We start from the raw sequence: 25,750 nt of genomic DNA, 5'->3' as shown, positions 1-25,750 counted from the left end.
GCCTGCCCGAAAATCTTCACGAGCTGTTCCGCGAAGGGACTTGATGGACGTCGGTTTGGCACGCTTCAGTGAACTCTTCGGCTCGTTCCCGACCCCGATCGCGATCGTGACGGCGACGGACGGAAAGGGTGAGCCGTACGGTTTCACCAGCAACGCCGTCTGCTCCGTGTCGGCTGCGGCGTCGACGCTGCTGGTCTCCATCGGCAAGGAGTCCCGCACCCTGCCGGCGATCCTCTCGTCGCAGGCGTTCGCGGTGAACTTCCTCTCCTCGTCCGGGCGCGAGGCCTCGAAGGTCTTCGCGAGCAAGGCCACGGACAAGTTCGCGCACGTTGAATGGCGCCCCTCGACCATTTCCGAAGGTGCGCCGCTGCTTTTCGATGTCGCACTCGGTCTTGCAGAATGCAGGGTTGAAAATGCGATCGAAGTGAGCGACCATTGGCTTGTCATTGGCCGGGTGGAAGGTGCTGCCGTCTTCCCCCGTGAGCCACTTCTCTACCGTCGGGGCGACTACGGTGTCTGGTCGCCGCTGAACGAGTTCTCCACTCTCTAGAGTGATATTCGGGACCGAATGACTCGGTTCGCCCGCCAGCTACTCCCGAAAACATCTCGACTTTCTCCTGCTCAAAGCAGGAAACGGAAGGATTTTGCATGGATATCGGGGCCGTGGACCACGTCGAGTTCTACGTCGGAGATGCCCAGCAGTCCGCGTTCTACCTCTGCACCGCTTTCGGCTTCCGCATTTGCGGCCAGGCCGGTCCCGAGACCGGGCAGGCCGACCACCGCTCGCTGCTGCTGCGCCAGGGCGGCATCGAGGTGGTCCTCACCTCCGCCCTCAACCCCTCCCACCCGGCCGCGTCCTACGTGATGCAGCACGGTGACGGTGTCGCCAACATCGCATTCGAGGTCAGCGACGCCGCCAAGGCCTTCGAGCTGGCCGTCGAGCGGGGCGCCACCGCCGTCGAACAGCCCACCGTCCACAGCAAGGACGGCACCGAGGTGGTCACCGCCGCGGTTCTGGGCTTCGGCGACGTGACCCACCGGTTCGTTCAGCGCACCGGCGACCGCGAGCAGTTCCTGCCCGGCGTGATGGACATGATCGCCGCCGACCCCGAGGCGGGCGAGGAGCTGCTCAGCACCGTGGACCACGCGGCGATCTGCCTGCCCGCCGGCCGGCTGCGCCCGACGGTCGAGTTCTACGAGAAGGTCTTCGGCTTCTCGCAGATCTTCGAGGAGTTCATCGAGGTCGGCACCCAGGCCATGGACTCCAAGGTCGTCCAGAGCCCGTCCGGCAAAGTGACCTTCACCCTGATCGAGCCGGTCACCGACCGCGAGCCCGGCCAGATCGACACCTTCCTGGCCCGCCACGGCGGTGCCGGCGTGCAGCATCTGGCGCTGCTCTGCGACGACATCGTGGGCACCGTGCAGACCCTGGAGAAGCGGGGCGTCAACTTCCTGCAGACACCGGGTTCCTACTACGAACAGCTCCAGGAGCGCTTCGAGCGCTCGAACCTTCAGGTCGAGGACCTGCGCCGGACCAACGTCCTGATCGACGAGGACCACTGGGGCCAGGTGTTCCAGATCTTCACCCAGTCCCAGCACGTACGGAAGACGTACTTCTGGGAGGTCATCGACCGGCACGGCGCCCGCACCTTCGGCAGCGGCAACATCAAGGCGCTCTACGAGGCGGTCGCCCGCGAGAAGGCCGTCTCCTGACCCGGCTCAGCGCGCCGTCCCTGCACCGAACCACGTACCTGTTAGGAAGCACATGACCATCGAGGACACCCGGAACTTCACCCTTACCGACGAGGAGCGCGCGCTGCTCCCGACCGACGAGGACGTCGTCTTCTACGCCGAGCACGGCTGGTACCTGTCGAAGAAGCTGTTCACCGACGACGAGATCGAGCAGCTGGAGGCCGCCAGCGAGCGCTTCTACGCCGGCCACCGCGACCGCACGCTGCCGGTGCGCCCGCCCAAGCTGGCCTACTGGGAGCCGGACAAGGGCGATGTCCAGCGGCACAACGACTACATCCACTACGAGGACGACACCATTGGCCGCATCCTGCGCAAGCCGCTGCTGGGCGCCGTCGCCGCGCGCCTGGCCGAGGCCGAGCAGATACGTGTCTTCCAGTCGACGCTCATCTACAAGCCGCCGGTGGCGCAGGAGCAGTCGAACATCGTGCCCTGGCACTTCGACCGCCACTACTGGTCCACCTCGACCTCCGAGCGGATGCTGACCGCGTTCATCCCCTTCCACGACTGCGGTGAGGAGATGGGCACCATCACGATGGTCGACGGCAGCCACCTGTGGAAGGAGACGGCCGACAACGACACCACCTCCCTGCACTTCGCCGAGCGCGACCGCTCCGAGCTGGACCAGATGCTGGAGGACAACGCGGCCTTCAACGGCGTCGAGGTCAAGAAGATCCCCGTCTTCATCCCCAAGGGCCACGTCAACTTCCACCACTGCCGCACCTACCACGGCAGCGGTGCGAACGTCAGCGACCGCCCGCGCCGCGCGATCTCCTTCCACCTCCAGGACGGCGAGAACCGCTACCGCGACTTCTTCCGCTCGGACGGCACGCAGGTCCACTACAACCACGACGCGCTCGTGCGGCGTACCGCCGAGGGCACTCCCGACTACAGCGACCCCGAGTACCTGCCCCTGCTGTGGAGCCACCATTGATGCGCAGTGCCGCAGTGGTCGGAACGGGCCTGATCGGTACCTCGATCGCCCTGGCCCTTCGGGGCCGGGGCGTGACCACCTACCTGATCGACGCGAACCCGGAGACGGCGCGCACCGCCGAGGACCTCGGGGCCGGAATCGCGGCGACACCGCGAGGACCGGTCGATCTGGCGATCATCGCGGTACCTCCGCGGTACGTCGCAGCAGCCCTGAAGGAACACCAACTGGGTCAGCTGGCGCACGACTTCACGGACGCCGCCAGCATCAAGGAACTGCCCCAGCGGGAAGCGGACCAGGCCGGCTGCGACCTGACCCGCTTCGTCGGCGGGCACCCCATGGGCGGCCGGGAGCAGTCGGGCCCGCTCGCCGCCCGCGACGATCTGTTCCACGGACGGCCCTGGGTGCTCACACCCTCCGTGCACACCCGGGCGCAGACCGTCGAACGCGCCCGGAGCCTGGCCGAGTTGTGCGGCGGCCGGCCCGTCGTGATGGCCCACGCCGAGCACGACCGCGCGGTGGCGCTCACCTCGCACGCCCCGCACCTGGTGTCGAGCCTGATAGCGGGGCAGTTGCTGCGCGGGGAGCCGTCCCAGCTGGGGCTCGCCGGACAGGGACTGCAGGACATCACCCGCCTCGCCGCGGGCGGTGCCGACCTGTGGACGGACATCCTCGGCTCCAACGCCGTGGCCGTCGCCGACGTCCTCTCCGGTTTCGCCCGGGATCTGCACCAGGTGGTCGACGCCCTGCACGGCCTGGGCACCGCCGACGAGCCGGAACAGCAGCGCCTCTACACGGACCGGCTCACCACCGCCCTGGTCCGCGGTGTACAGGGCCGGGCCCGGATCCCCACCCGCACCACGGCCCCCACACTGAGCACGGCCTACGCGGCCGCGCCGAGAGGAGTCTGAGCGGTGACCCAAGTAGCCCCGCCCCTCCCGCAGGGCCTGGCGCTCGACGAGCTGCACGGATCGCTCAGCGACCCGGTCCTCGACGCCATGAATTTCCTCAACGAGGTCGTCGGCCGCTTCCCCCAGGCCATCTCCTTCGCGCCCGGCCGGCCCACGGAGGGCGCTTTCGAGCCCCATGACCTCACGCGCCACCTGCGCACCTACATCAGCCACCTGGAAGACACCCTGGGCTGGTCGGCCGACCGGGTGCGGACCCAGCTGTTCCAGTACGGCCGCACCAACGGGATCATCCACGAGCTGATCGCCCGGACGGTCGCCAACGACGAAGGCATCGAGGTACCCCCTGAAGCCGTCGTGGTGACGACCGGCTGCCAGGAAGGCATGCTCCTCGTCCTGCGGGCGCTGTTCGCCGCTCCCGAGGACACGCTTCTGGTCAGCTCACCGTGCTACGTGGGCATCACCGGTGTGGCCCGGCTCCTGGGCATCCGCGTGCGGCCCGTGCCCGAGGGCCCCGCCGGTCCTGACCCGGAGGCCGTGGGGGCGGCCGTGCGCGCCGCCAGGGAAGCCGGTGAACGCCCTCGCGCCTTCTACGTCGTTCCGGACTTCGCCAACCCGTCCGGCACCAGCATGAGCGTCCCGGACCGCGAGCGCCTGCTGCGGACGGCCCAGGAGGAGGATCTGCTCGTCCTGGAGGACGACCCCTACGGCTTCTTCGTACGCACGGGCTCGCCCCGCCCCACGCTCAAGGCCCTCGACACGGGCCGTCGCGTGGTGCACCTCGGTTCCTTCGCGAAGACGGCGCTGCCCGGAGCCCGGGTGGGCTACGTCATCGCCGACCAGGAGGTCATCGGCCCGGGCGGCCGGCGCTCGCTGCTCGCCGACGAGCTGTCCAAGATCAAAAGCATGACCACCGTCAACACGTCGGCCGTCAGCCAGGCCGTCATCGGCGGACTGCTCATCGAGAGCGACTGCAGACTGCGCGAGGCGAACGCCGGGGCCATCGCGTACTACCGCAGGAACATGGACCTGCTCCTCGGCGAGCTGGAGCGGCACTTCCCCGCGGAGCGCCGGGCCGAGCTCGGCATCTCCTGGAACCGCCCGGACGGCGGCTTCTTCACCGTCGTCAGCGTGCCCTTCGCCGCCGACCACAAGGCCCTGGAGCTGTCCGCGCACACCTACGGTGTGCTGTGGACTCCGATGAGCGACTTCCACCTGGACGGCGGCGGCACCCACCAACTGCGCCTGTCCTGCAGCGCGCAGGACCCGGAGGCCATCATCGAGGGCATGGCCAGACTGGCCGCCTTCATCACCGCGCGGAGCACCGGCACCACCGCCTGACGGCCGGTGCCCCGCACCCCTTGACCAGTACGGCGAACGGAGGACATGTGGTGCTGGCGTTGCGCGAGTACGAGGCAGCGGCCAAGGAGCGGCTGCCGCCGCCGGTGTGGGACTTCTTCGAGGGCGGCAGCGGCACCGAGTCGATGCTGACGGCCGGACGGGAGGCTCTGGACCGGATCCGGCTGCGGCCGCGCTGTCTCGTCGACGTCTCCCACTGCGACCCCCGCACCGAGCTGCTCGGGACGGACCTCGCCGCCCCCCTGGGCATCGCCCCCATGGCGTACCACCGACTCGCCCACCCGGAGGGGGAGGTGGCGACGGCGAGAGCGGCGGGTGAGACCGGCGCCCTGTTCACGGTGAGCATGTTCGCGAGCCGGACGCTGGAGGACATCGCCGCCGCGGCCACCGGCCCGCTGTGGTTGCAGCTGTACTGGCTCAAGCGCCGCGAGCTTCTGGTGGACCTGACCCGCCGCGCCGAGGCCGCCGGTTACCGTGCGCTGGTCCTCACGGTCGACGCGCCCAGGGTGGCGTTCCGTCCCCGTGACGCCGCCAACGGGTTCGCGGTGCCCCCGGGCATCCGGGCGGTCAATGTGGACCCCGACGTGATGGCCGCGTCACACGGCGGCCGGGACGGGGAGTCGGCCATCGCCCGGCACTCGAAGGAGCAGTTCGACGCCTCGATCACCTGGGAGGACCTCGCCTGGCTGCGCGAAGTGACCTCCTTGCCTCTGGTGCTGAAAGGCGTGCTCACCGGTGAGGACGCCGAACTGGCCGTCAAGCACGGCGTCTCGGGGCTGGTCGTCTCCAACCACGGCGGCCGCCAGCTGGACTTCTCCCGCAACGCCCTCGACGCTCTCGCCGAGATCGTGGACGCCGTCTCCGGACGGTGCGCGGTCGTCCTCGACGGCGGTGTCCGGCACGGCGCCGACATCGCCAAGGCCCTGTGCCTGGGCGCGGACGCGGTGATGGTCGGACGCCCGGCCCTGTGGGGGCTCGCCCACTCCGGGGCGCAGGGCGTCGCGGACGTACTGAGGCTGCTCATGGGTGAGTTCGAGGAGGTCATGGCCCTGATGGGGGCACCCTCCGTGGCCGGCTTCGACCGGTCCGGGGTCGTTCTTCCCGGATGTGCCCACGTCTCCGCCTGACGCCGCGCGTCCACACGGACGCCGAAAGGCTCCCTCGGCCCGCACCGCACAGGACGCGGCGCGGACCGAGGGGGCCTTTCCGTACGGTTGCCGGAAGCGCGCTGTCAGCCGAGCTGCCCGGCCGGCCGCATGGTGATGTGGTTGATGTCCACGCCCGCGGGCTGGTCGAGGGCGAAGACGATCGTCTGCGCGATCTGCTCGGGGGTCATCGACGGCGCCGCCTCGGGAGTGCCGCCCCGCTTGTCCCAGAACGGGGTGTCCACCACACCGGGGGCGATGACGGTCACGCCGACTCCGTCCTTGCCGACCAGCAGCCGGGTGTTCTCGGCCAGCGCGTGCGCGGCCCACTTGGTGACCGAGTACAGGTTGCCGGGCGTGTTGCGCACCCCGGCGACCGAACCGATGATCACGATCCGGCCCTTGGACTCCCTGACGTGCGGCAGGGTCTCGCGTACGAGCAGGGCCGGGCCGAGGACGTTGGTGAGGACCATGGCGCGCATGTCCTCGGGGGCGTGGCTCTCCAGATTGCCGGGGAGCGAGAAGCCGGCGTTGGCGATGACGTTGTCCAGCCGTCCCCACGCGTCCACGACGTGGCGCACGGCGGACGCGACGTGGTGCTCGTCGGCGGCGTCGCCGGTGATCGTCAGCAGTCGCTCGCCCGCTCCGGCCGAAGCGGCGAAGGCGGCCAGTTTCTCCGCGTCACGTCCGGTGACGGCCACGTGATGGCCCTGCTCGAGCAGGGCGCTGGCGGTGGCGGCGCCGATTCCGGTCGAGCCACCGGTGATCAGCGTGACGGGTTCCATGCCGGTCTCCTCAGTGATGTGGTCACCGGGGCCTCGAGGGCGCCGACGTCGATGAGCGCGAGGTCGACCGACTCAGGGCTGCCGCCGGTGCTCCAGAACGCCTGCACTATACCCAGAGGTTGGCCCGCCGGGCCGGTACACCGTCGCTGACCGGCCACGATGCCGTGGTGTGCGTCGTGTGCCCCACGCCTTCGAACTGCTCCACGCGCAGCGGTCCTTGCCCCGGTTCCCGTGGGACAGGGCGTGCCCCATCAGGGAGTGGGCGGTCGGTTCCCTCATGTCCGAATCCCGGCGGTCGCGTCGCTCAACGCGTCCCAGCATCACGGCCCCTGAGGTCGTGTCGATGCCCCGCGCCCCGGCTGCTCAGCGGGGTCGCGCCAGGCGTTCCTGGAGTCGGGCGTGGCGGAACTGGTACACCGGGCCGGTCGCCCGCAGCAGGTTGCGGCGGCGTGCGTCCTCCAAGAAGGCCATCAGGTGCACCGGGGTGCCCTCGCGGGTGGAGAGCTGCAGAGCGGTGGCGGCGGTGGCGACGGCCGTGTTGCAGACCGGGCCGGCCATGACCGCCGTCAGCAGCGCACCCGAGAACGCGGCCAGCGCGCCCAGAGGGGCGCCCAGGAACCAGGCCACGAGAGGACCGGCCAGCAGCCCCACCGCGACCCCGGTCAACAGGCCGAGGACGAGCCGTAACCCGAGGTGGTGCCGCCACACATCCCTGGGGCCGACCGAACGGGTGTCCTGGAGGGGTGGGCGGTTGTAGTGCTCCCGTACGTCGTCGTACCAGGAGCCGGCTCCGACGGACAGGAACGGCACACCCGCCACGATCTGGTGGCCGCGGCCCGTCACCAGCACCCCGGTGTAGCCGAGCGGCAGTGTGGTGAGGAAGCACAGCCACGCGGGTGGCGTATTGCCGCCCGGCAGCAGGGGGGCGCTCAGTGTCGCAGCGGTGCCCAGGGCCAGCCACTCCACGATGCCCGAGACGATCGCTCCCGGAGTGAAGATGTCCCGCCAGCCGGCACTCTGCAACGGTTGCGGATCACTGAGTTCCGCGAAGCGGTCGCCGGCAGCCCATCCGCCGAGGAGTGCGCCCGGGACCGCGAGCAGCACGGTGGTCAGGGTGGGGGAGAGGAGCCACGTCATGGCGAAGGTGGGCACCCCGCACACCACGGTGACCAGTGCCCACATGGCGAGCCGTCTGGGCCGGACGGCGGCCCACCCCGTGATGTGCCACCACCGCAGGTCCCGTTCCCCGTCGTCGGTGAGGCGCCGCGCGACGAACCGCAGGGTCCGCTCCGCCGTCTCGGGGGACCAGCGGGGGGCAGGGGTGCCTGGCCGTGGCGTGTAGGCGGCGGTGACGGCGTGGTCCAGCAGGTGGTTCTCGACTTCGGTGGACGTGTCGAAGCGGGCGCTGTCGAGGAGTTCGTCCACCGGGCCGTCGTCGGCGTAGACGTCGCGTACCAGGGTGACCGTCAGTGGCGTGCCGAGAGCGCGGGCCACCGCGCTGTCCGGGGCGTGCAGCAGCCGGTCGGTGAGGGCCCGCCACGCGGCCGGCGCCGGGTCTGCCACCTGGTCGAGCAGGTAGGTGGCGGCTTCGGCCGGCTCGACGGGCCGGATCTCCAGTGCCGCGGCGCTGCCCAGCCGGGCGCACCTCTTCGCGGTCAGCACGGCCTCCAGTGCCCGGGAGACCAGCACCAGCCGGCACGGAGCCTGGGCCAGCGCGGTCACCATCGCGCCCCGCAGCTTGTTGCCGGCCACCTCGTCGAGCCCGTCCAGGAACAGGGCCACCCGTCCCGACTCCAGGAGGTGCCGGGCCCGCCCGCGCCCGCCCCGCCCGGCGAACAGCGTGTACTCCCGGGACAGTCGTTGCGCCGCCCAGTCGGTCGGCTTCTCCCGGGCCGGGTCCCAGCCGTCGAGTGTCAGCAGCACCGGCACCGGCACGCGCGCCCGCTCCTTCGCACTGAGATCCGGCCGGGCGCGGTGGCGCAGCGCGGCCAGCAGCAGGAGCACCGCGGTGGCCGTCTTGCCCACCGCCGGCGCGCCCACCAGAAGCAGCCGGCCCGAAGCCAACCCGCCGTACACAGCGTGCAGTTCGTCCACCCCGCCACCGGCCCGCAACTGCTCCGGGGTCACCGCCGCCAGGCCCGGCAGCGGCTCGAACCGGGCCCACCGGCCCTTGGCGGTCGCCGCACCGACGGGGCCGGACAGGTTCCGGCCGGTCACCTGCCAGCGCGGCGGCAGCGGCGGCGGCTCCAGCAGCCGCCGCATACCGGCCTCCTCCTGCCACTGCGTCCACACGGCGCGGGCCAGTTCGTCGGCCGAGGCGTCCAGTGGGGACGGGGGTTCGGAGCCGTGATGGTGATGAACGTTCTGCGTGCTGCCGGCGCCGGTCTGCACGGCTACCGGCCCGTGGAAGGTGTTGCCGTGCACCCCGTCCGGCCCGGCACCGGATGTGCTCATCCCGCCGTCCCGAAGCGGATCTCCTGGGTACTGTGCGCGCCTGTCTGGAAGGCGACCGGCCCGTGGAAGGTGTTCCCGGACACCGCCCCGCCGGTCTCCTCACCCCCGCTGCGCGCCCGCAGCGCGTCGAGCCCGGTCATCAACTCCTCCCGCTCCGCCGCCGCCAGACTGTCCAGCAGCGCGGCGAACTCTGCGCGCCACGACTCTGCCTGCGTCTCGCGCTGCCGCTCCCGCTCCTCCTCGTCCGCGCTCGCCGCCAGCGCGGCCGCGGTGCGGTCCAGCCGCTCCAGCGCCCCATCTTCCCGGTCCGGGTCACCGCGACCGATGAGCCGGGCGCACCGTGTGCGGAACGAGACCCACAGGTCCGACCCGGCGGCCTCCACCACCGCGACGCCCCCTGCCGCCGCGGCAGCCGTCATCACTTCGTCAAGCATGGCCAAGCCCCCCAGTCCAGCCTTCACGTCCTGAACATCCTGAATCAGGACAGGGACCCTAGCGCTGCGCGCAGGCGAGCCAGACGGTTTTCCCGATTCCCGGACGCACCTGCTGCGGGATCGCCGGCCAGCAGTGCAAGAACGGTCGAAGGAGACCCGTAGCGGGGGCGAACGAACAGCGGAAGCGTTCCGCAGACGTGCGCCGAAGCCCGAAGCGAGGGTGGTGACCAGAACAGGACAGTCAAGCGGAACACCGGCGTCATCCGGCAGCCGGCGGGCGATCGGTATGCGTTCCTGTCTCGTGCGCGGTCGAGGACAAGCATTGGGTGGCCCTGGGCGACTCCTAGACCGCCGGCGTCATCCGGGCCGCGGGCAACGCCTTCGAAGTCCCATGCGACGGCTGCGAGCGTTCGAACTGACCAACGTCAGTTGCGGCGCCGCCACCATCGACAACGTCACCGACACCCGCCAGGACCCGATCGGCCGGCACATGCCGCCCATCTCCGAGGACCCCGACTACCCCTTCCCTGCGGTGCCGCCCCAGTCCGAGGCCGTGAGCTCCGACACCGACGTCATCACCGTCGGCGTGGGCGGGAACACCCTGGGCTTCGCCGGCATCCTGGCCGAGTGCCCCCAGCTGGGTGGCGAGAGCGGCGGCAAGGGCACCCCGTGCAAGGACGCCCTGGGCGACGGCATCCTCGCCCGGCTGAAGACCGTGCGCCAGGACTACGACCGGATGCTCGAAGTGCTCCACGAGCGCGCCCCACACGCCAAGATCCTGGCCGTCGGCTATCCCGCGATCATCCCGGGCGACGCCTCCAGCTGCAGCTTCGGCGACCTGACCCAGTTCGGCACCATCACCCAGGGCGACCTCGACTGGCTGCGGGATGACGTCCTGGAACCGCTCGACAAGGCCATCAGCGACTCCACCGGCACCCAGGACGCCGCCGACTTCGTCGACCTGTACGACTCCACCAGGCCCCACAGCGTCTGCGACGACCGCAAGTGGGTCGAGGGCTTCGTCACCCTCCCCGACCAGCTGTCCTTCGTCCACCCCAACGCCCTCGGCCACCGCAACGCCGCCGACCACGTCGAAGAGGCGATGCTGAACACTCTGGGCTGAGCCCCCCGGCGACCCCGCAGCGAACCGGCCCCCGGCCCCAGCCGGAGGCCGGCTTCCCCCGGTGAAGGCACGATCCGCTCTGCCGAGCGAGTTGCCCGCCATGAGAGACCGGGCCCGCCCGAGGGCAGGGCGGACGCGGGCCGAAGCGGCCCTTCCGGGGCTGGGTGTCCGGCGGAGAGAACGTCTCGACGGGCGCGTCCACGCTGCCGGCGCTGCCGCGTCACCGGTTGCTAAACCGTCGGCGGCGGAATGTCACTGCTTCGAGGTAAGCAACTCGTTCCCCTGGTGGCGGCGGACGCTTCAGCGGCTAACTTGCTGGTCATGGAGGGGTCTTCGTGTCTCTCCGTTCGTCGCCCACACCTCCCTGTCTCTCCCGGTCGGTGCACCCCTGTGTGCCGACCGGCCCCGTCGCGCAAGGAGAAGCCGCCTTCGATGACCGTCGACACCAGTCCGGAGACTCGACACTCGGCCACGCAGCAGTCCCTGAGTACCGCCGCCGCCCGCAACCTCGCGACGACCACCAAGTCCCTGCCGCAGATGCAGGAGATCACCTCCCGGTGGCTGCTGCGGATGCTGCCCTGGGTCGAGACCAAGGGCGGCGCCTATCGGGTCAACCGGCGGCTGCGCCACACCGTCGGTGACGGGCGTATCGACTTCGTGCAGGAGGGCGCCGCAGTCCGCGTGATCCCGCGTGAGCTGGGTGAACTGGCTCTGCTGCGCGGGTTCGAGGATCTCGACGTCCTGACCGCCCTGGCGGACCGCTGCACGCAGCACGACTTCGCGGCCGGCGATGTCCTCGCCGGCCGCGGCCGGCCCGCTGACCGGATCCACCTGATCGCTCACGGCCGTATCGTCCAGACCTCCGAAGGGACGTACGGTGGGGACACCGTCGTCGCCGTGCTCGCCGACGGTGAGCACTTCGGTGGAAGCGCCGCTCTGCTGGACCCCGACGCCCGTCACGACTGCACCTACACCGCACAGACCGCAGGCACACTGCTCACGCTCTCCCAGGCCGACTTCGCCGCCGTGCAGGCTGCCGCACCCCGCCTGCGGAGCCATGTCGACGGGTACCGCTCCCGCAGCCGGCAGCGGCAGAACAAGCACGGTGAGGCGGAGATCGCGGTGTCGGCCGGCCATGTCGGCGAGGCCGACCTGCCCGGCACGTTCGTCGACTACGAGCTGAAGCCCCGCGAGTACGAACTCTCCGTCGCCCAGACCGTCCTGAAGATCCACACCCGGGTCGCCGACCTCTACAACGGGCCGATGAACCAGACGGAGCAACAAGTGCGGTTGACCGTCGAGGCGTTGCGTGAGCGCCAGGAGTACGAACTGGTCAACAACCGTGACTTCGGACTGCTGCACAACGCCGACTTCAAGCAGCGCATCCAGCCCCGGTCCGGCCCACCGACGCCGGACGACATGGACGATCTGCTCTGCCGCCGGCGCGGCACCAGATTCTTCCTCGCCCATCCGCGGACCATCGCCGCCATCGGACGAGGCTTCAACGCCTGCGGGCTCTACCCCGACCACGTGGACCTCGGCGGGCAGTCGGTCCCCGCTTGGCGCGGAGTCCCCCTCCTGCCCTGCAACAAAATCCCGATCAGCAAGGAACAGACCAGTTCCATCATCGCGATGCGCACGGGCGAGGACAGCCAGGGCGTCATCGGCCTACGGCAGACCGGACTGCCCGACGACTACGAGCCGGGCCTGTCCGTGCGCTTCGCGGGCATCAACGAGCAGGCGATCATCTCCTACCTCGTCACCACCTACTACTCCGCGGCGGTGCTGCTGCCCGACGCCCTGGGCGTGCTGGAGAACGTGCAGATCGCTCCCCGGCCGCACTGAGAAGCGGGGCGACGGGGCATGCCCCGCCCTCCGCCTCCCGGACGACGCAGCGTCCACCTCACCGCACAAGGAGCCGCCCATGCCCGATTCCGGGTCTCTCGGACCACCCCGCCACCCGACGACGCCGACCCCGACGGCACCGGACAGGGCCGGGCACACCACAGCCGTCCCGGTCGCCACCGCGGCGACCACTCCGGATCGTCCCGCCAGGCCCTCCGCCTCCGACTTCCTGGCGGCCTTGCACCCGCCCGTCGTGATGACCACCCCCGCACCCTCCGGGGCGGCCGCCTCCGCGCCGGTCGGCGAGGCCGAGGAGACGAGGTCAGCACTCCAGCGGATCCTGCGCGGACCGACCGGACCTGGCACGAGCGCCTCTAGGCTGACCAGGAGGCACGAGCCCCTGCTGCCGCGTGCGCAGCCCCCGGCGGAAGCAGCGCCCGCAGAGGGACAAGCCGTCCCCGGCCTCTACCACCACCCCGTTGCGGAGCCCGACCCCGTACTGGTCGAGGAGGTGAGCCGCCGGATCAAGCGCTGGGCCGAGGACGAGGTCAAGCTCTACCCCGAGGAGTGGGAGGGGCAGTTCGACGGCTTCTCCGTCGGCCGCTACATGGTCGGCTGCCATCCCGACGCCCCGACGATCGACCACCTCATGCTCGCCACCCGGCTGATGGTCGCGGAAAACGCCCTGGACGACTGCTACTGCGAGGATCACGGAGGATCACCTGTCGGTCTGGGCGGGCGCATTCTCCTGGCCCACACCGCGCTCGACCACCTCCACACCACCGCGGAGTACACACCGGCCTGGCACGAGTCGCTCACCTCGGACGCTCCCCGCCGGGCGTACCGCAGCGCCATGGACTACTTCGTCGGCGCCGCAACACCCTCTCAGGCCGACCGCTACCGGCACGACATGGCCCGGCTGCACATGGGCTACCTCGCCGAAGCGGCCTGGGCCGAAGCGGATCACGTCCCGGAGGTGTGGGAGTACCTGGCGATGCGCCAGTTCAACAACTTCCGGCCCTGCCCCACGATCACCGACACCGTCGGCGGTTACGAACTGCCCGCCGACCTGCACGCCAGACCCGACATGCAGCGGGTCATCACCCTGGCCGGCAACGCCACCACCATCGTCAACGACCTCTACTCGTACACCAAGGAACTCAACAGCCCGGGCCGGCACCTCAATCTGCCGGTGGTCATCGCGGAACGCGAGCATCTCTCGCACCGCGACGCCTACCTGAAGGCCGTCGACATCCACAACGAACTCATGCACGCCTTCGAGGCCGCCGCGGCCGACCTCGCCGAAGCCTGCCCCGTGCCGGCCGTACTGCGCTTCCTGCGGGGTGTGGCCGCGTGGGTCGACGGCAACCACGACTGGCACCGCACCAACACCTACCGCTACAGCCTGCCCGACTTCTGGTAAGGAACGAACATCTGTGACGACTGAAACGACTGCCGCCGCCACCGCGAAGATCCCGGCTCCGGCCACGCCGTACCAGAGGGACATCGCCCGGTACTGGAACAACGAGGCGCGACCGGTCAACCTCCGCCTCGGTGACGTCGACGGTCTGTACCACCACCACTACGGCATCGGAGCCGTCGACCACGACGCACTCGGCGACCCGGAGCACAGTGAGCACGAGAAGAAGCTCATCGCGGAGCTGCACCGACTGGAGTCCGCCCAGGCGGAGTTCCTCCTGCGGCACCTCGGCCCCGTCCAGCCCGGCGACACCCTCGTCGACGCCGGTTGCGGGCGCGGCGGAACCATGGTGATGGCCCATCACCGCTTCGGCTGCAAGGTCGAAGGCGTCACGCTGTCCGCCACCCAGGCCGACTTCGGCAACCAGCGCGCGCGGGAACTGGGCATCGCCGGCCACGTCCGCTCCCGCGTGTGCAACATGCTCGACACCCCCTTCGACAAAGGCGGCATCACCGCCTCGTGGAACAACGAGTCGACCATGTACGTCGACCTGCACGACCTGTTCGCCGAGCACTCCCGCTTCCTGAAGGTGGGCGGCCGGTACGTGACGATCACCGGCTGCTGGAACCCGCGCTACGGCCAGCCGTCGAAGTGGGTTTCGCAGATCAACGCCCACTTCGAGTGCAACATCCACTCCCGCCGCGAGTACCTGCGGGCGATGGCCGACAACCGGCTGGTCCCGCAGACCGTCGTCGACCTCACCCCCGAGACCCTGCCGTACTGGGAGCTGAGGGCGACCTCATCGCTGGTCACAGGGATCGAGGAGGCGTTCATCGAATCGTACCGGGACGGCTCCTTCCAGTACGTCCTGATCGCGGCGGACCGCGTGTGACAGGGCCCCTGCGGCGGCGTATCGAAAGCTGCCGCAGGGGTTCGTGGGCCGGTCCTGGGCGGTCACCGAGTGCCAGGTGGGACGCGTCCGCCCAGCGGACGGGTTCCACCTGGCGGCGCCGAGGCGCGCTCGGCACTCGGGCACTTCGGCCGAGGTCGCCTCCAACGACACAGACCCTGCCTGGAGCCCTCATTCGCCCCCTGACCGGCAGGAGCGTTGCCCCTGCATGTTCACGGCTCGCAGTCGGGGTCGAGGCAGACGGATGCGGAAGCTCGACCTGGTTCGCCGTGGCCGGAGGCAGCCGCTTATCGGAAGGCGGCGACGTGACGCTGAGCCCAGTCGGCGAAGGTGCGGGGCGTGCGGCCGAGGACCTGCTCGACGTCGGGGCTGATGCGCTGTTCGGCGGGTGTGGGCTCGCCGAGGATGGTCAGCGTGGTCTCGACCACGGGCTCGGGCATGAACTGCAGCATCTGCGCACGGGCCTCGTCGCGGGTCTGCTCGATGAACCGGACGGGTTCGCCGAGGGCGGCGGCAAGTGCCCCGGCCTGCTGACGGGGCGTGTGGAGTGCGGGCCCGGTCAGCTCGTAGATCTGTTCGGCGTGGCCGTCCTCGCGTAGGACTGCGGCGGCGACCTCGGCGATGTCGTCCGGGTCGACGGTCGGCAGGCCGATGTCGGCGAACGGCGCAGCGACGGTCCTTCGGGCGCGGACCGACTCGGCCCAGGCGTACGTGTTGGAGTTGAAGCCACCGGGCCGCAGGATCGTCCAGGCCACGCCTGATTGCCGGACGGCGTCCTCGATGGCACGTGCCGTACCCCCGTGGGAGGCCGACCGGGGGCGGGTCGCAACCCCCTGGGAGGACAGCAGGACGACCCGGCCGACGCCGCCGGCCTTGGCGACGTCGAGGATGCGCTGTGGGCTCAGCAGGTGCGCGCTGGGGCCGCCGTTCTGCAGGAACAGCGCGTCGGCTCCGTCGAACACGGGCCGAAGGCTCTCAGGATCGACCAGGTCCGCCCGTTTGTACTCGACGTTCTCCGGCACATCCGCGCCGGAGATCCCCCGGGATGTCGCCGTCACCTGCGCACCAGTTGCGGCGAGCGCCCGCACAAGCGACCGGCCGACGTTGCCGGTTGCCCCCGTCACCACGAACATGAACAACTCCCTCATCAACTCGACATGGTTGTCGCCGTCCTGCACGGCGGGATCGTCGCGGAGTGCTGCTCTCCGGACGACACGGGGACGCTAACACCGTCGATATAGTAGGTACCTAGAGGAAAGTGACTATCTCAAGGGGATGTTCATGGCCGGCAAAGCCGAGTGGGTGGCGGCTGCGGAGACCGACCCGGAGCTCGCCTGTCCGACCAGTGCGGTCGTGGACATCGTGTTCAGCCGGTGGACGACGCCGATCCTCTGGACTCTCCACAGGCATGGCCGACAACGGTTCGTCGAGCTGGAACGACGGATCGGCACGATCACACCGAAGGTACTGACCCAGCGACTGCGTCAGCTGGAACGTGACGGCATGGTCGTGCGTACGTACCACCCGGAGGTCCCCCCTCGGGTCGAGTACGAGATCAGCGAGCTGGGTCGCAGTCTGGCCCCACTCTTCGCTCACCTCGCCGAATGGGCTGCCGGCAACCTGGACAAGGTCGAGCAGGCCCGGCACGACTACGACACCGATCCGCACAAGTAGCGCCTCGGTGAGAGGGCTCGATCCGTGCCGAAGCTTCGCCGGACGGTGCCACACGCCTGAGAGGCGGGGTCCGCCATTCGGCGCGGAGTGGACGCACCGCGACGGCGGTCGGCTCCTCCACGGTGCGCGCGAGGAGCCGTCGGGGCTGAGGTCGACGACGACGCAGCCCCGGCCCACGGCAGACTCCGCGACGGCCCGGCGGCCGGCGTGAAGCCCCTCGACCGCTGGACCTACTGCCGAGCTGGCGGTTCCGCCGCTGAGGTCCCGGCGCACACACTCCCTCCGGCCAGCGCCGGCTGGTCCTGGCGGACGCCGTCGGAGGGAGCGCGGAGGTCGTTGCGGCCCTACGGGCACGTCGCGTTGCTGAAGGACGACGCCCCTGTCATCGCGCGCGGTCACGGGAGCGGGTCAGCTCGGCAGGGCCGCCAGCCGGAGGGTGAAGCATGCTCCTGGCCGTACGTCGGTGAGGGTGAGCGTCGCTTGGTGCCGGGCAGCGATCTCCTGGGCGATGGCCAGTCCCAGCCCGGCCCCGCCATGGTCGCGGTTGCGAGCCTCGTCCAGGCGGGTGAACCGCTCGAATACCCGCTGCTCGTGCTCGGCGGGTATCCCCGGGCCGTCGTCGCGGACCGTCAATACAACAGCCATGCTGGTCACAGGATCCTGGTCGTCCGTGGCACGGACCGTGATCTCGATGCGTTGCCGGGCATGTCGCAGAGCGTTGTCGAGGAGGTTGCGCAGGAGACGTTCGAGTTGCTGCGGGCTGCCGTGGACCGGCGCAGGTCCGTCGGCCTGGTAATGGAGCGTCAGGCCGTCTCTGAGACGGGGGGTGTAGTCCGTGGCCACGGTGTCGGCGAGAGCGGCCAGGTCGACGGCCGTGTGGGCAGCGGGGGCGGGGGTGCCGTCCAGCCGGGCCAGCAGCAGAAGGTCTTCCGCAAGGGCGTGCAAGCGTCGGGTCTGGCGGGCGGCGGTGGCCAAGGTGTCGGTCAGGTCGCTCTGTTCGGGATAGGTGAGCCCGACCTCCAAGCTGGTGAGCAGGGTGGTCAAGGGGCTGCGCAGTTCGTGCGAGGCGTCGGCGACGAAGCGGCGCTGGGCGGCGGCGGCGTCGTCGAGGCGTTGGAGGGTGGCGTTGATGGTGGCGGCCAGGGCGGCGATCTCGTCGCGGGTGTCGGGTATCTCAACGCGTTCACGGGGGTTGGTCGCGGTGACCTCGGCGGTGCGGCGGCGGATGGCTTCGACCGGGCGCAGGGCCCGGCGGGTGGCCAGGTAGGCGACGACTGCGACCAGCACGACGCACAGCGGCAGGCCGAGGAGGAGGAAGCGGTCGATGGCCGCGACGGCCTTCTCCGCGGAGGTGGGGGCGACGGCGACGTAGATGCGGATGCGGGTGCCGTCACGAGGAAGGAACGACCGGGGGTCGTGCGTCGCCCGGTCGGCCGACGAGGGTGCCGCGGGATCGAGAACGATGGTGTGGGCGATCACCGTCACGGTCTTGCCCGCCAGGGCGTTTCTGCGGAGCTCGGGGAACGCGGGCGGGTTGCGTGCGAATTCCTCCTTGCTGATCGTGCGGAAGCGGACGCTGTACTCCCGATGCGCGTCCGCCGGCTTGACCGGTCCTCGGCCCGGACCGCCCAGGGCGGGCCGGCGGTCCTCCAGGAAGGGGACCAGGTCACTGCTGGCGACCCGGTAGGCGCCCTGGTCCGGAACACCTTCCTTGGTCCGGCCTCCTCCGTCACCGGTGACCAGGGCCCAAGGCTGCTCCCAGACCACATCACTGTCGTCCCGCCCGGTCGCGGTGATCGTGCTGGTGATCGCTTGTGCCTGGACCCGGGCCACCTGCCGCGCGGCCTGTATCTCGCGCTGGTAGGTCTCTTCGCGCATCCACCAGCAGCCGGTGGTGAGGATGAGCGCGGTGGCCAGCGCCGCACCGAGGGCGGAGTGCGCCCGGACCGAACGGGGCCACAGACGCAGTCGCCTACCCGCCCAGGGCACGGTCGTCCACCAGGCGGTATCCGGTACCACGAACGGTCTGCAGGGACCGGCGGCCGAAGGGCTGATCGACCTTACGGCGAAGGGCGCTGATCCGGACCTCGACCAGGTTCGTGTTGTCGGGGTCGTCGGGCCAGGCCTGGTGCAGGATCTCCCCTTTGCTGACCGGCTCGCCCGGTCTCCTGGCGAGAACCTCGGCGAGGGCGAACTCGCGAGGGGTGAGCGGGATCATGACGCCGGCCCGGTGGCAGGTGCGGGCGGTCAGGTGCAGGACGAGATCCCCCACGGTGAGCGTGATCGGCTCCATGGCGTGAGGGCGGCGAAGCAGGGCCCGCAGCCGCGCGAGGAGCACCGGATAGGAGAAGGGTTTGGCGAGATAGTCGTCGGCCCCGGTGTCCAAGGCCTCGGTCTGGTCCCAGTCGCCGCCTTTGGCGGTCAGAACCAGGATCGGTGTGGTGATCTGGTCGCGTCGAAGGTGGGCGCAGACGCGGTAGCCGTTGAGGGTGGGCAGCATGAGATCGAGGATGATCGCCACGTAGTCACCCGTGCGGGCCATCCACAGACCTTCATCGCCGTCGTGGGCGACATCGACGGTGTAGCCCTCGGCGGACAGCCCGCGGCGCAGCGTCGCTGCCAGGTCGCGCTCATCCTCGATGACCAGAAGTCTCATCCGGCCAGATTGCCACAGGTGTTCCCGCACACCTGATCGGGCGGTCAGGTTCGGTCAGCGACGGGTCAGCATCCCTCCCGCAAGGTGAGCATCCCGCAGACGGCTGGAAAGGCTCGAGGATGCTCCTACCCACGGCGACCGACTCACCCGCACGTCCGGGCACGCGCAGGGCATGGGGAGGGAGGTTCCCTGCGCGTCGGATGCGCCGAGGGCCTTCCACCGAGAGGTTCGCCGCGGTGTGGGCCTGGGGTCTGGCGGGCGTCTTCTTCACTCTGTACGCCACACTGTCGGTCCGGTTGCATCGGCGGTTGCTCACGACCGGCTACGATCTCGGAATCTTCGAGCAGGCGGTGCGTTCGTACGCTCATGGCAACCTGCCGGTCTCCGAACTCAAGGGCCCCGACTTCCCGCTACTGGGCGATCACTTCTCCCCGATCACGGCGACCATCGCCCCGTTGTACCGAATATGGCCTTCCCCGATCACACTTCTGGTGGTTCAGGCGGCCCTGCTGTCACTCGCCGTGGTGCCACTGACCCGTTGGGCCCATCGGGCCATCGGGCGCGCCGGGGCCCTGGTGATCGGCGTGGGGTACGGCGCTTCCTGGGGCATCGCCCAGGCGGTCGGATTCGACTTCCACGAAGTGTGCTTCGCCGTCCCCCTGCTGGCCTTCTGCCTCGAAGCCCTGGGCCGCGACCGCCCCCGCACGGCCGTTGCTTGGGCGCTTCCACTCCTGCTGGTCAAGGAGGACTTGGGGCTGACCGTGACCGTCGTCGGGCTGCTGATAGCCCACCGTGGTCATCGCCGACTGGGCCTGGCCACCGCTGCCACAGGATTGATCGGCACACTGGTCACCGTTCTGCTCGTCATCCCCGCATTCAATCCTGGCGGAAGCTACGCCTACCTGGCCAAAGTGCCGGCCTCCTCCACGGAGTCCGGTATGGATCTGGTGGATCTGCTACGGCAGTTCACCATCGGCATGGTCACCCCGGAGGTGAAGCTGACCACGTTGTTGATGCTGCTGGCCCCTTCCGCCTTCCTCGCCCTGCGCTCGCCGCTCGCCTGGCTGGCAGTACCGACACTGATCTGGCGGTTCGCCTCCGACAACCCCGCCTATTGGGGCACCGATTACCACTACAGCGCCGTACTGATGCCCGTCGTCTTCTCCGCCTTCATCGACGCACTCACCAGGTCTCACCGCCCGACACGGCGCCCGGACCTCGTCGGCGGCCGGCGTGGCACGCTGACCATCAGCGCTGTCGTCACCGCCTCGACGCTGCCCCTGTTCCCCCTCGGCCAGCTCGCCGACAAGGCGACTTGGCACACCGGTCCACGCGTCGCCGCAGCACATCGCATACTCGACCTGGTCCCCGACGGTGCGACCGTCTCGGCCTCCAACAGACTCGTCCCCCAACTCACCCACCGGTGCACGGTGACCGTCTTCGGTTGGCCGGTCAGCCGCTCGACCTCCGAATGGATCGTCGTCGACACCGCCACACCGCAGGGTTGGCCCATCGCCCCCGACCAGGAAAGGCGGTTGCTGGAGCAGTCACGCGCTGACGGATACCGCACAGTCGTCGAAAGCGACGGATACATCCTGCTGAGACGATCAGCCGCAACAGCGTCTTCGCCCGGATGAGGACGGCAGAGCACCCCAGACGCGGAAGAGCGGGCCGAGCAGCATGTCGGCGGCGCTCTGCACCTCCGGCGTGGTTCCCGCGCGGTCGGCCTCGCGCTGAGGATCGCGGCGAGCTGGCGATGCCGGTGTTCGACGCACGTGCAGCCGCACGCCGGTCCGTTCTGGATGGCCGTGGGCATCAGCGCGCGCGGGTCCGGGTCGGCCACGTCGGTGGCCACGTCCGCCAGCCAGCGCTGCAGATCATCAACGGTAGGCGGGCGCGACCTGAGGGTGATGTGCCGTCGTCCCCGGGTGGGAGCCCCGCAGGGGGCCGTACTACGGGTGCAGTACCGCACAGTGTCGGCAGCCGCACGACGACACGGCCCCCCTTTCCCCAGGAGCCTTGAGGAACCTTCGGCATCCAGATCTGGAGACCTTTCCTCGTGGCTACTTTCCTGTATCGACTCGGCCGCCTGGCCTTCCGGCGGCGCTGGCGCGTCGCCCTGGTGTGGGCCGCCGTCCTGGCCGCCGTCGGGCTCGGCGCGATGAACTCCTCGGGCACCGCCGACGAGGAGTTCTCCATGCCGGGGATCGAATCGCAGCAGGCGTTCGATCTGCTGGAGGAGCGCTTCCCCGGCACCACCGGCTCCGGCGCCGACGTCAGGGTCGTCTTCGTCGCGCCGGGCGGTGAGAAGGTCACCGCCACCGAGAACAAGGCGGCCGTCGAGGCGGCGGTCGCCGAACTGGGGGAGGGCTCGCAGGTCGCGAGCGCCGTGAATCCCTTCGAGGAAGGCGCGGTCAGCGAGGACGGGTCCACGGCGTACACGACCGTCACCTACAAGGTCGGCGCCGTCGATCTCACCGACGCGAGCAGGACACAGCTGCAGGAGGCACTCGACCACGCCCAGAAGTCCGGGCTCACGGTCGAGGCCGGCGGAACCGCCCTGGAGGACACCGGCGGCCCCGGTGGCACCGCCGAGATGATCGGCGTCGCCATCGCCGCGGTCGTGCTGCTGGTCACCTTCGGCTCACTGGCCGCCGCCGGACTTCCGCTGCTCACCGCCATCGTCGGCGTCGGCGTCAGCATGGCCGCCATCCTCGCCCTGTCCACCGCCCTCGGCCTGTCCAGCACCACCGGCACCCTCGCGATGATGCTGGGCCTCGCCGTCGGCATCGACTACGCCCTGTTCGTCGTCTCCCGCTACCGCGAGGAGCGCGCCAAGGGGCGGGCGCCCCAGGAGGCGACCGCCCTCGCCACCGGCACCGCGGGTTCCGCGGTCGTCTTCGCGGGTCTCACCGTCGTCATCGCGCTCGCCGGGTTGTCCGTGGTCGGCATCCCGATGCTGACCAAGATGGGCCTGGCCGCCGCGGGCGCGATCGTCGTCGGCGTACTGATCGCGCTGACCCTCGTCCCGGCCCTCCTCGGCTTCTGGCCCGACGCCGTCCTGGCCCGCAAGGACCGCAGGGCCCGCCGCGCCGGCCGTACGACCGAGGAGACCCCGAGGAAGGACAACGGCGGCACCCGGTGGGCCCGATTCGTGCTGCGCCGCCCGCTGCCCGTGCTGCTCCTCGGCGTGGTGGGCCTCGGCGCCCTGGCGGTACCGATGACCGATCTCCAGCTCGGCATGCCCGGCGACGAGGCCAAGTCGACGTCCACGACCGAGCGCCGGGCCTACGACGCGCTCGCCGAGGGTTTCGGTCCCGGCTTCAACGGGCCGCTGACCGTCGTCGTGGACGCCAAGGGCGCCGCCGAACCGAAGGCGGCCGCGGACACGATCTCCCAGGAGATCGGCGACACCCAGGGCGTGGTGTCCGTGTCCCCCGCCCAGTTCAACGAGGCCGGTGACACCGCCGTCTTCTCGGTCGTCCCGGCCACCGCGCCGACCGACGAGAGGACCGAGGACCTGGTCACCTCCATCCGCGGCGAGCGGCCGGACCTGGAGTCCGCGACCGGGGCCACCTTCGACGTCACCGGCACCACCGCGATGAACATCGACATCTCTGACAAGGTGCAGTCCGCGCTCGTGCCGTATCTGGTCCTCGTGGTCGGGCTCGCGGTGGTCCTGCTGCTGGTGGTCTTCCGCTCGCTGCTGGTCCCGCTGAAGGCGGCCCTCGGTTTCCTGCTCTCGGTGCTCGCCTCCCTCGGCGCGGTGGTCGTGGTCTTCCAGCAGGGCCACGGCGCCGAGCTCCTGGGCGTGGAGACCACCGGCCCGATCATGAGCCTGACGCCGATCTTCCTGGTGGGCATCGTCTTCGGACTCGCGATGGACTACGAGGTCTTTCTGGTCTCCCGGATGCGCGAGGCGTACGTCCACGGCGAGAGCGCCGCCCAGGCGGTGACCTCCGGTTTCCGGCACAGCGCCCGGGTGGTCGTGGCCGCCGCGCTGATCATGATCGCGGTGTTCGCCGGGTTCATCGGCGAAAGCGACTCCATGATCAAGATGATCGGCTTCGGGCTCGCTTCGGCGGTCCTCTTCGACGCCTTCGTGGTCCGCATGGCCATCGTCCCGGCCGTTCTCGCCCTGCTCGGTGACAAGGCATGGTGGCTGCCCAGGTGGCTGGACCGGATCCTGCCCGGCGTCGATGTGGAGGGCGAGGCGCTGAACCGTCCGGCCGAGCCGTCCGCCGTACCGGCCGAGAAGGAGGTCGCGCCCGCCTGAGGCGTACCGCCCAGGGGCCGCCCGTGGTCGTGGTCTCCGACCCGGGCGGCCCCGCGTCGCATCGTCCACCATGGAAGTCAGCACCCGCACTGAAAGAGCCTGCGATGAGCAAGGGCCTGGAACGCTTCGCCGAACGGTTCGAGCAGTACGCGGAACGGTTCCCGCGCATCGTCATCGACGGGCTGATGGTGCTGGCCCTGATCGGCTGCGCCTCGCTCGGCGCAGCGCTGAGCCTCCCCGGCAGCGTGCCTCCGGACCCGGGCAAGCCCACCGAGGTCCTTCTCGGTCTGACCTGCCTGGTCCTGCTGAAGTACCGCACCCACCCCCGCACTGTCACCACGGTGGCCGCCCTGGTCACCGTCACCGCCGTCGCCCACGGCTACCTGCTCACCCCACTGCTGCTGGCCCCTCTGCTCGCGGCCCTGTACTGGCTGGCCGTTCTCTGCGACCGCAGGACCGTCCGCGTCTACGGTGCCGTCATCGGGGTGGCGATGGTCGTCACGAACGTGATCGCCGACTCCGAGAGCGGTCTCTCCCTGCTGCTTCAGGTGATCGGCCCGATCTTCTGGTTCGCGCTGCCCGTCGCCGCCGGCACCAGCACCCGGTTGCGCCGGGACTACGTGGAGGCGGTGCAGGCCCGGGCGGAGCACGCCGAGCGCACCCGGGAGGAGGAGGCGCGGCTGCGGGTCGCCGAGGAGCGTATGCGCATCGCCCGGGAGTTGCACGACGTCGTCGCCCACCACCTGGCGCTGGCCAACGCGCAGGCCGGTACCGCCGCCCACCTCGCGCGCAGCCATCCCGAGCAGAGCGAGAAGCTCCTCAACGACCTCACCGGAACGACCTCCTCGGCGCTGCGCGAGCTCAAGGCCACCCTGGGCCTGCTGCGCCAGCACGACCACCCCGAGGGACAGGACCTCGAACCCGCCCCCGGTCTCGCCCGGCTGCCCGAGCTGATCTCGTCGTACCGGTCGGCGGGCCTCGACATCACCGTCACCACGGAGGGCGAGCCCCGCCCGCTGTCGCCGGGCGCGGACCTGACGGCGTACCGGATCGTGCAGGAGGCCCTCACCAACGTCGCCAAGCACAGTGCCGCACACAGCGCCCACGTCCGCTTCACCTACGCCGACGTCCGGCTGCTCATCAACGTCAGCAACGACGGACCGGCCGCCGCCATCACCGTCGGGGCGTCCGGCGGCTTCGGGCTGATGGGGATGCGGGAACGCGCCCACTCCGCCGGCGGCGAACTGCGCGCGGGCCCCCGCCCCGAGGGCGGTTTCGAGGTCACCACGGCACTGCCGCTCCAACCGTCCGCCACCGCCATGGAAAGAGAGACTCCATGACCATCAGGGTCCTGCTCGCCGACGACCAAGCCCTGTTGCGGGCCACCTTCCGGATACTGATCGACTCCACTGCCGACATGGAGGTCGTCGGGGAAGCGTCCGACGGCGCGGAGGCGCTGGAGCTGACCCGAGCCCACCATCCGAACGTGGTCCTGATGGACATCCGGATGCCCGGCACGGACGGCCTGTCCGGCACGTCCGCGATCTGCGCGGACCCCGCGCTCGCCGCGACGCGGGTGCTGATCCTCACCACCTTCGAGACCGAGGACTACGTCGCCCAGGCGCTGCGGGCCGGGGCCAGCGGCTTCCTCGGCAAGGACGTCACCGCGGACGCCCTGCTGGCCGGTATCCGCACGGTGGCCTCCGGCGACTCCCTGCTGTCACCCGGCGCCACCCGCACGCTCATCACCCGCTTCCTCACGTCCCCCGCGCCCGGCACCCAGCTGGCACCCCCGGAGCGGTTGGCCGAACTGACCGGCCGGGAGCGGGAGGTGATGGCGTTGGCGGCGGAGGGCAGGTCCAACGCCGAGATCGCCGAGCTGCTGGTGGTGAGCCCGTTGACGGTACGGACGCACGTCCACCGGGCCATGACGAAGCTGAACGCGCGGGACCGGGCGCAGCTCGTCGTCATCGCGTACCAGACAGGGCTGGTGCAGGTACACCCCACGTAGCATCCCTCGGTTTCACGAAGCAGGCCGTCCGGCAGGTGGGCAGGAAAGCAGAAGGTGCCTCGGTCCAGAG

The 25,750-nt window shown here is 70.3% G+C and carries 21 protein-coding genes; 15 read left to right on the top strand and 6 right to left on the bottom strand.

Annotation, left to right across the window (positions count from 1 at the left end; translation table 11 throughout):
- Positions 1-43: 43 nt before the first annotated feature.
- From ACFYWG_RS00930 to ACFYWG_RS00905, 6 genes are all read left to right on the top strand, one after another.
- Complete coding sequence (locus tag ACFYWG_RS00930; RefSeq protein ID WP_385415662.1) at positions 44-550, top strand: flavin reductase family protein; 507 nt, start codon at positions 44-46, stop codon at positions 548-550.
- 98 nt (positions 551-648) lie between these two features.
- A complete protein-coding gene (gene hppD / locus ACFYWG_RS00925) occupies positions 649-1,713 on the top strand; it encodes a 4-hydroxyphenylpyruvate dioxygenase (RefSeq protein WP_383503989.1) in 1,065 nt (354 codons plus the stop codon).
- Between the two features lie 52 nt (positions 1,714-1,765).
- Entirely contained in the window at positions 1,766-2,683 is a 918-nt protein-coding gene (locus tag ACFYWG_RS00920) for a phytanoyl-CoA dioxygenase family protein (RefSeq protein ID WP_383503988.1), read from the top strand.
- Positions 2,683-3,591: a prephenate dehydrogenase gene (locus ACFYWG_RS00915; RefSeq protein ID WP_383503987.1), complete on the top strand. Its 909-nt coding sequence runs from the start codon at positions 2,683-2,685 to the stop codon at positions 3,589-3,591. The genes ACFYWG_RS00920 and ACFYWG_RS00915 overlap by 1 nt, the downstream gene beginning before the upstream one ends.
- 3 nt (positions 3,592-3,594) lie before the next feature.
- Positions 3,595-4,929 (top strand): PLP-dependent aminotransferase family protein, encoded by a 1,335-nt coding sequence (locus ACFYWG_RS00910; RefSeq protein ID WP_389198385.1) that lies wholly within the window; start codon positions 3,595-3,597, stop codon positions 4,927-4,929.
- Positions 4,930-4,949: 20 nt separating this feature from the next.
- Positions 4,950-6,074, top strand: coding sequence for an alpha-hydroxy acid oxidase (locus tag ACFYWG_RS00905; protein WP_389198383.1), 1,125 nt, complete (start codon positions 4,950-4,952; stop codon positions 6,072-6,074).
- A 104-nt stretch (positions 6,075-6,178) separates the two neighbouring features.
- On the opposite strand, the gene ACFYWG_RS00900 is transcribed toward ACFYWG_RS00905, so the two are convergent.
- The 3 genes from ACFYWG_RS00900 to ACFYWG_RS00890 form a co-directional block, all read right to left on the bottom strand.
- On the bottom strand, positions 6,179-6,877 hold the full coding sequence (locus ACFYWG_RS00900) for an SDR family oxidoreductase (RefSeq protein WP_389198381.1): 699 nt from the start codon (positions 6,875-6,877) through the stop codon (positions 6,179-6,181).
- A 363-nt stretch (positions 6,878-7,240) separates the two neighbouring features.
- Positions 7,241-9,331: a hypothetical protein gene (locus ACFYWG_RS00895; protein ID WP_389198379.1), complete on the bottom strand. Its 2,091-nt coding sequence runs from the start codon at positions 9,329-9,331 to the stop codon at positions 7,241-7,243.
- On the bottom strand, positions 9,328-9,765 hold the full coding sequence (locus ACFYWG_RS00890; RefSeq protein ID WP_389198377.1) for a hypothetical protein: 438 nt from the start codon (positions 9,763-9,765) through the stop codon (positions 9,328-9,330). Before ACFYWG_RS00890 ends, ACFYWG_RS00895 begins: the two co-directional genes overlap by 4 nt.
- 391 nt (positions 9,766-10,156) lie before the next feature.
- Here ACFYWG_RS00890 and ACFYWG_RS00885 point away from each other — a divergent pair, with 391 nt between their 5' ends.
- From ACFYWG_RS00885 to ACFYWG_RS00870, 4 genes are all read left to right on the top strand, one after another.
- Positions 10,157-10,888 (top strand): SGNH/GDSL hydrolase family protein, encoded by a 732-nt coding sequence (locus tag ACFYWG_RS00885; protein ID WP_389198375.1) that lies wholly within the window; start codon positions 10,157-10,159, stop codon positions 10,886-10,888.
- Positions 10,889-11,320: 432 nt separating this feature from the next.
- The gene (locus ACFYWG_RS00880; RefSeq protein WP_389198373.1) at positions 11,321-12,733 is read left to right on the top strand and encodes a family 2B encapsulin nanocompartment shell protein; all 1,413 of its coding nucleotides are present in this window, start codon (positions 11,321-11,323) and stop codon (positions 12,731-12,733) included.
- A gap of 79 nt (positions 12,734-12,812) precedes the next feature.
- Positions 12,813-14,156 carry a family 2 encapsulin nanocompartment cargo protein terpene cyclase gene (locus ACFYWG_RS00875; RefSeq protein ID WP_389198371.1) on the top strand — a complete coding sequence of 448 codons (1,344 nt, stop codon included), beginning with the start codon at positions 12,813-12,815 and terminating at the stop codon, positions 14,154-14,156.
- A 13-nt stretch (positions 14,157-14,169) separates the two neighbouring features.
- A complete protein-coding gene (locus ACFYWG_RS00870) occupies positions 14,170-15,045 on the top strand; it encodes a geranyl diphosphate 2-C-methyltransferase (RefSeq protein WP_389198369.1) in 876 nt (291 codons plus the stop codon).
- A 305-nt stretch (positions 15,046-15,350) separates the two neighbouring features.
- Here the strand turns inward: ACFYWG_RS00870 and ACFYWG_RS00865 are convergent, their stop codons facing one another.
- Positions 15,351-16,196, bottom strand: a complete 846-nt coding sequence (locus ACFYWG_RS00865; protein ID WP_389199420.1) for an SDR family oxidoreductase — start codon at positions 16,194-16,196, stop codon at positions 15,351-15,353.
- Positions 16,197-16,344: 148 nt separating this feature from the next.
- On the opposite strand from ACFYWG_RS00865, the gene ACFYWG_RS00860 reads away from it, so the two are divergent.
- A complete protein-coding gene (locus ACFYWG_RS00860; RefSeq protein WP_376328420.1) occupies positions 16,345-16,737 on the top strand; it encodes a winged helix-turn-helix transcriptional regulator in 393 nt (130 codons plus the stop codon).
- A 408-nt stretch (positions 16,738-17,145) separates the two neighbouring features.
- On the opposite strand, the gene ACFYWG_RS00855 is transcribed toward ACFYWG_RS00860, so the two are convergent.
- Positions 17,146-18,726, bottom strand: a complete 1,581-nt coding sequence (locus ACFYWG_RS00855) for a sensor histidine kinase (protein ID WP_389198367.1) — start codon at positions 18,724-18,726, stop codon at positions 17,146-17,148.
- Positions 18,710-19,393 carry a response regulator transcription factor gene (locus tag ACFYWG_RS00850; protein WP_389198365.1) on the bottom strand — a complete coding sequence of 228 codons (684 nt, stop codon included), beginning with the start codon at positions 19,391-19,393 and terminating at the stop codon, positions 18,710-18,712. Before ACFYWG_RS00850 ends, ACFYWG_RS00855 begins: the two co-directional genes overlap by 17 nt.
- A 236-nt stretch (positions 19,394-19,629) precedes the next feature.
- On the opposite strand from ACFYWG_RS00850, the gene ACFYWG_RS00845 reads away from it, so the two are divergent.
- The 4 genes from ACFYWG_RS00845 (at position 19,630) to ACFYWG_RS00830 (ending at position 25,680) form a co-directional block, all read left to right on the top strand.
- On the top strand, positions 19,630-21,030 hold the full coding sequence (locus tag ACFYWG_RS00845; protein ID WP_389198363.1) for a DUF2079 domain-containing protein: 1,401 nt from the start codon (positions 19,630-19,632) through the stop codon (positions 21,028-21,030).
- Between the two features lie 422 nt (positions 21,031-21,452).
- Complete coding sequence (locus ACFYWG_RS00840) at positions 21,453-23,669, top strand: MMPL family transporter (protein WP_389198361.1); 2,217 nt, start codon at positions 21,453-21,455, stop codon at positions 23,667-23,669.
- A 104-nt stretch (positions 23,670-23,773) separates the two neighbouring features.
- Complete coding sequence (locus ACFYWG_RS00835; RefSeq protein ID WP_389198359.1) at positions 23,774-25,009, top strand: sensor histidine kinase; 1,236 nt, start codon at positions 23,774-23,776, stop codon at positions 25,007-25,009.
- Positions 25,006-25,680, top strand: coding sequence for a response regulator (locus ACFYWG_RS00830; RefSeq protein ID WP_389198357.1), 675 nt, complete (start codon positions 25,006-25,008; stop codon positions 25,678-25,680). Before ACFYWG_RS00835 ends, ACFYWG_RS00830 begins: the two co-directional genes overlap by 4 nt.
- Positions 25,681-25,750: the final 70 nt, after the last annotated feature.

The sequence above is a fragment of the Streptomyces sp. NPDC003456 genome (assembly GCF_042878735.1).
GTDB lineage: Bacteria > Actinomycetota > Actinomycetes > Streptomycetales > Streptomycetaceae > Streptomyces.
The sequence above is the reverse complement of the archived record's forward strand: the minus strand, read 5'-3'. Positions and strand labels throughout refer to the sequence as shown.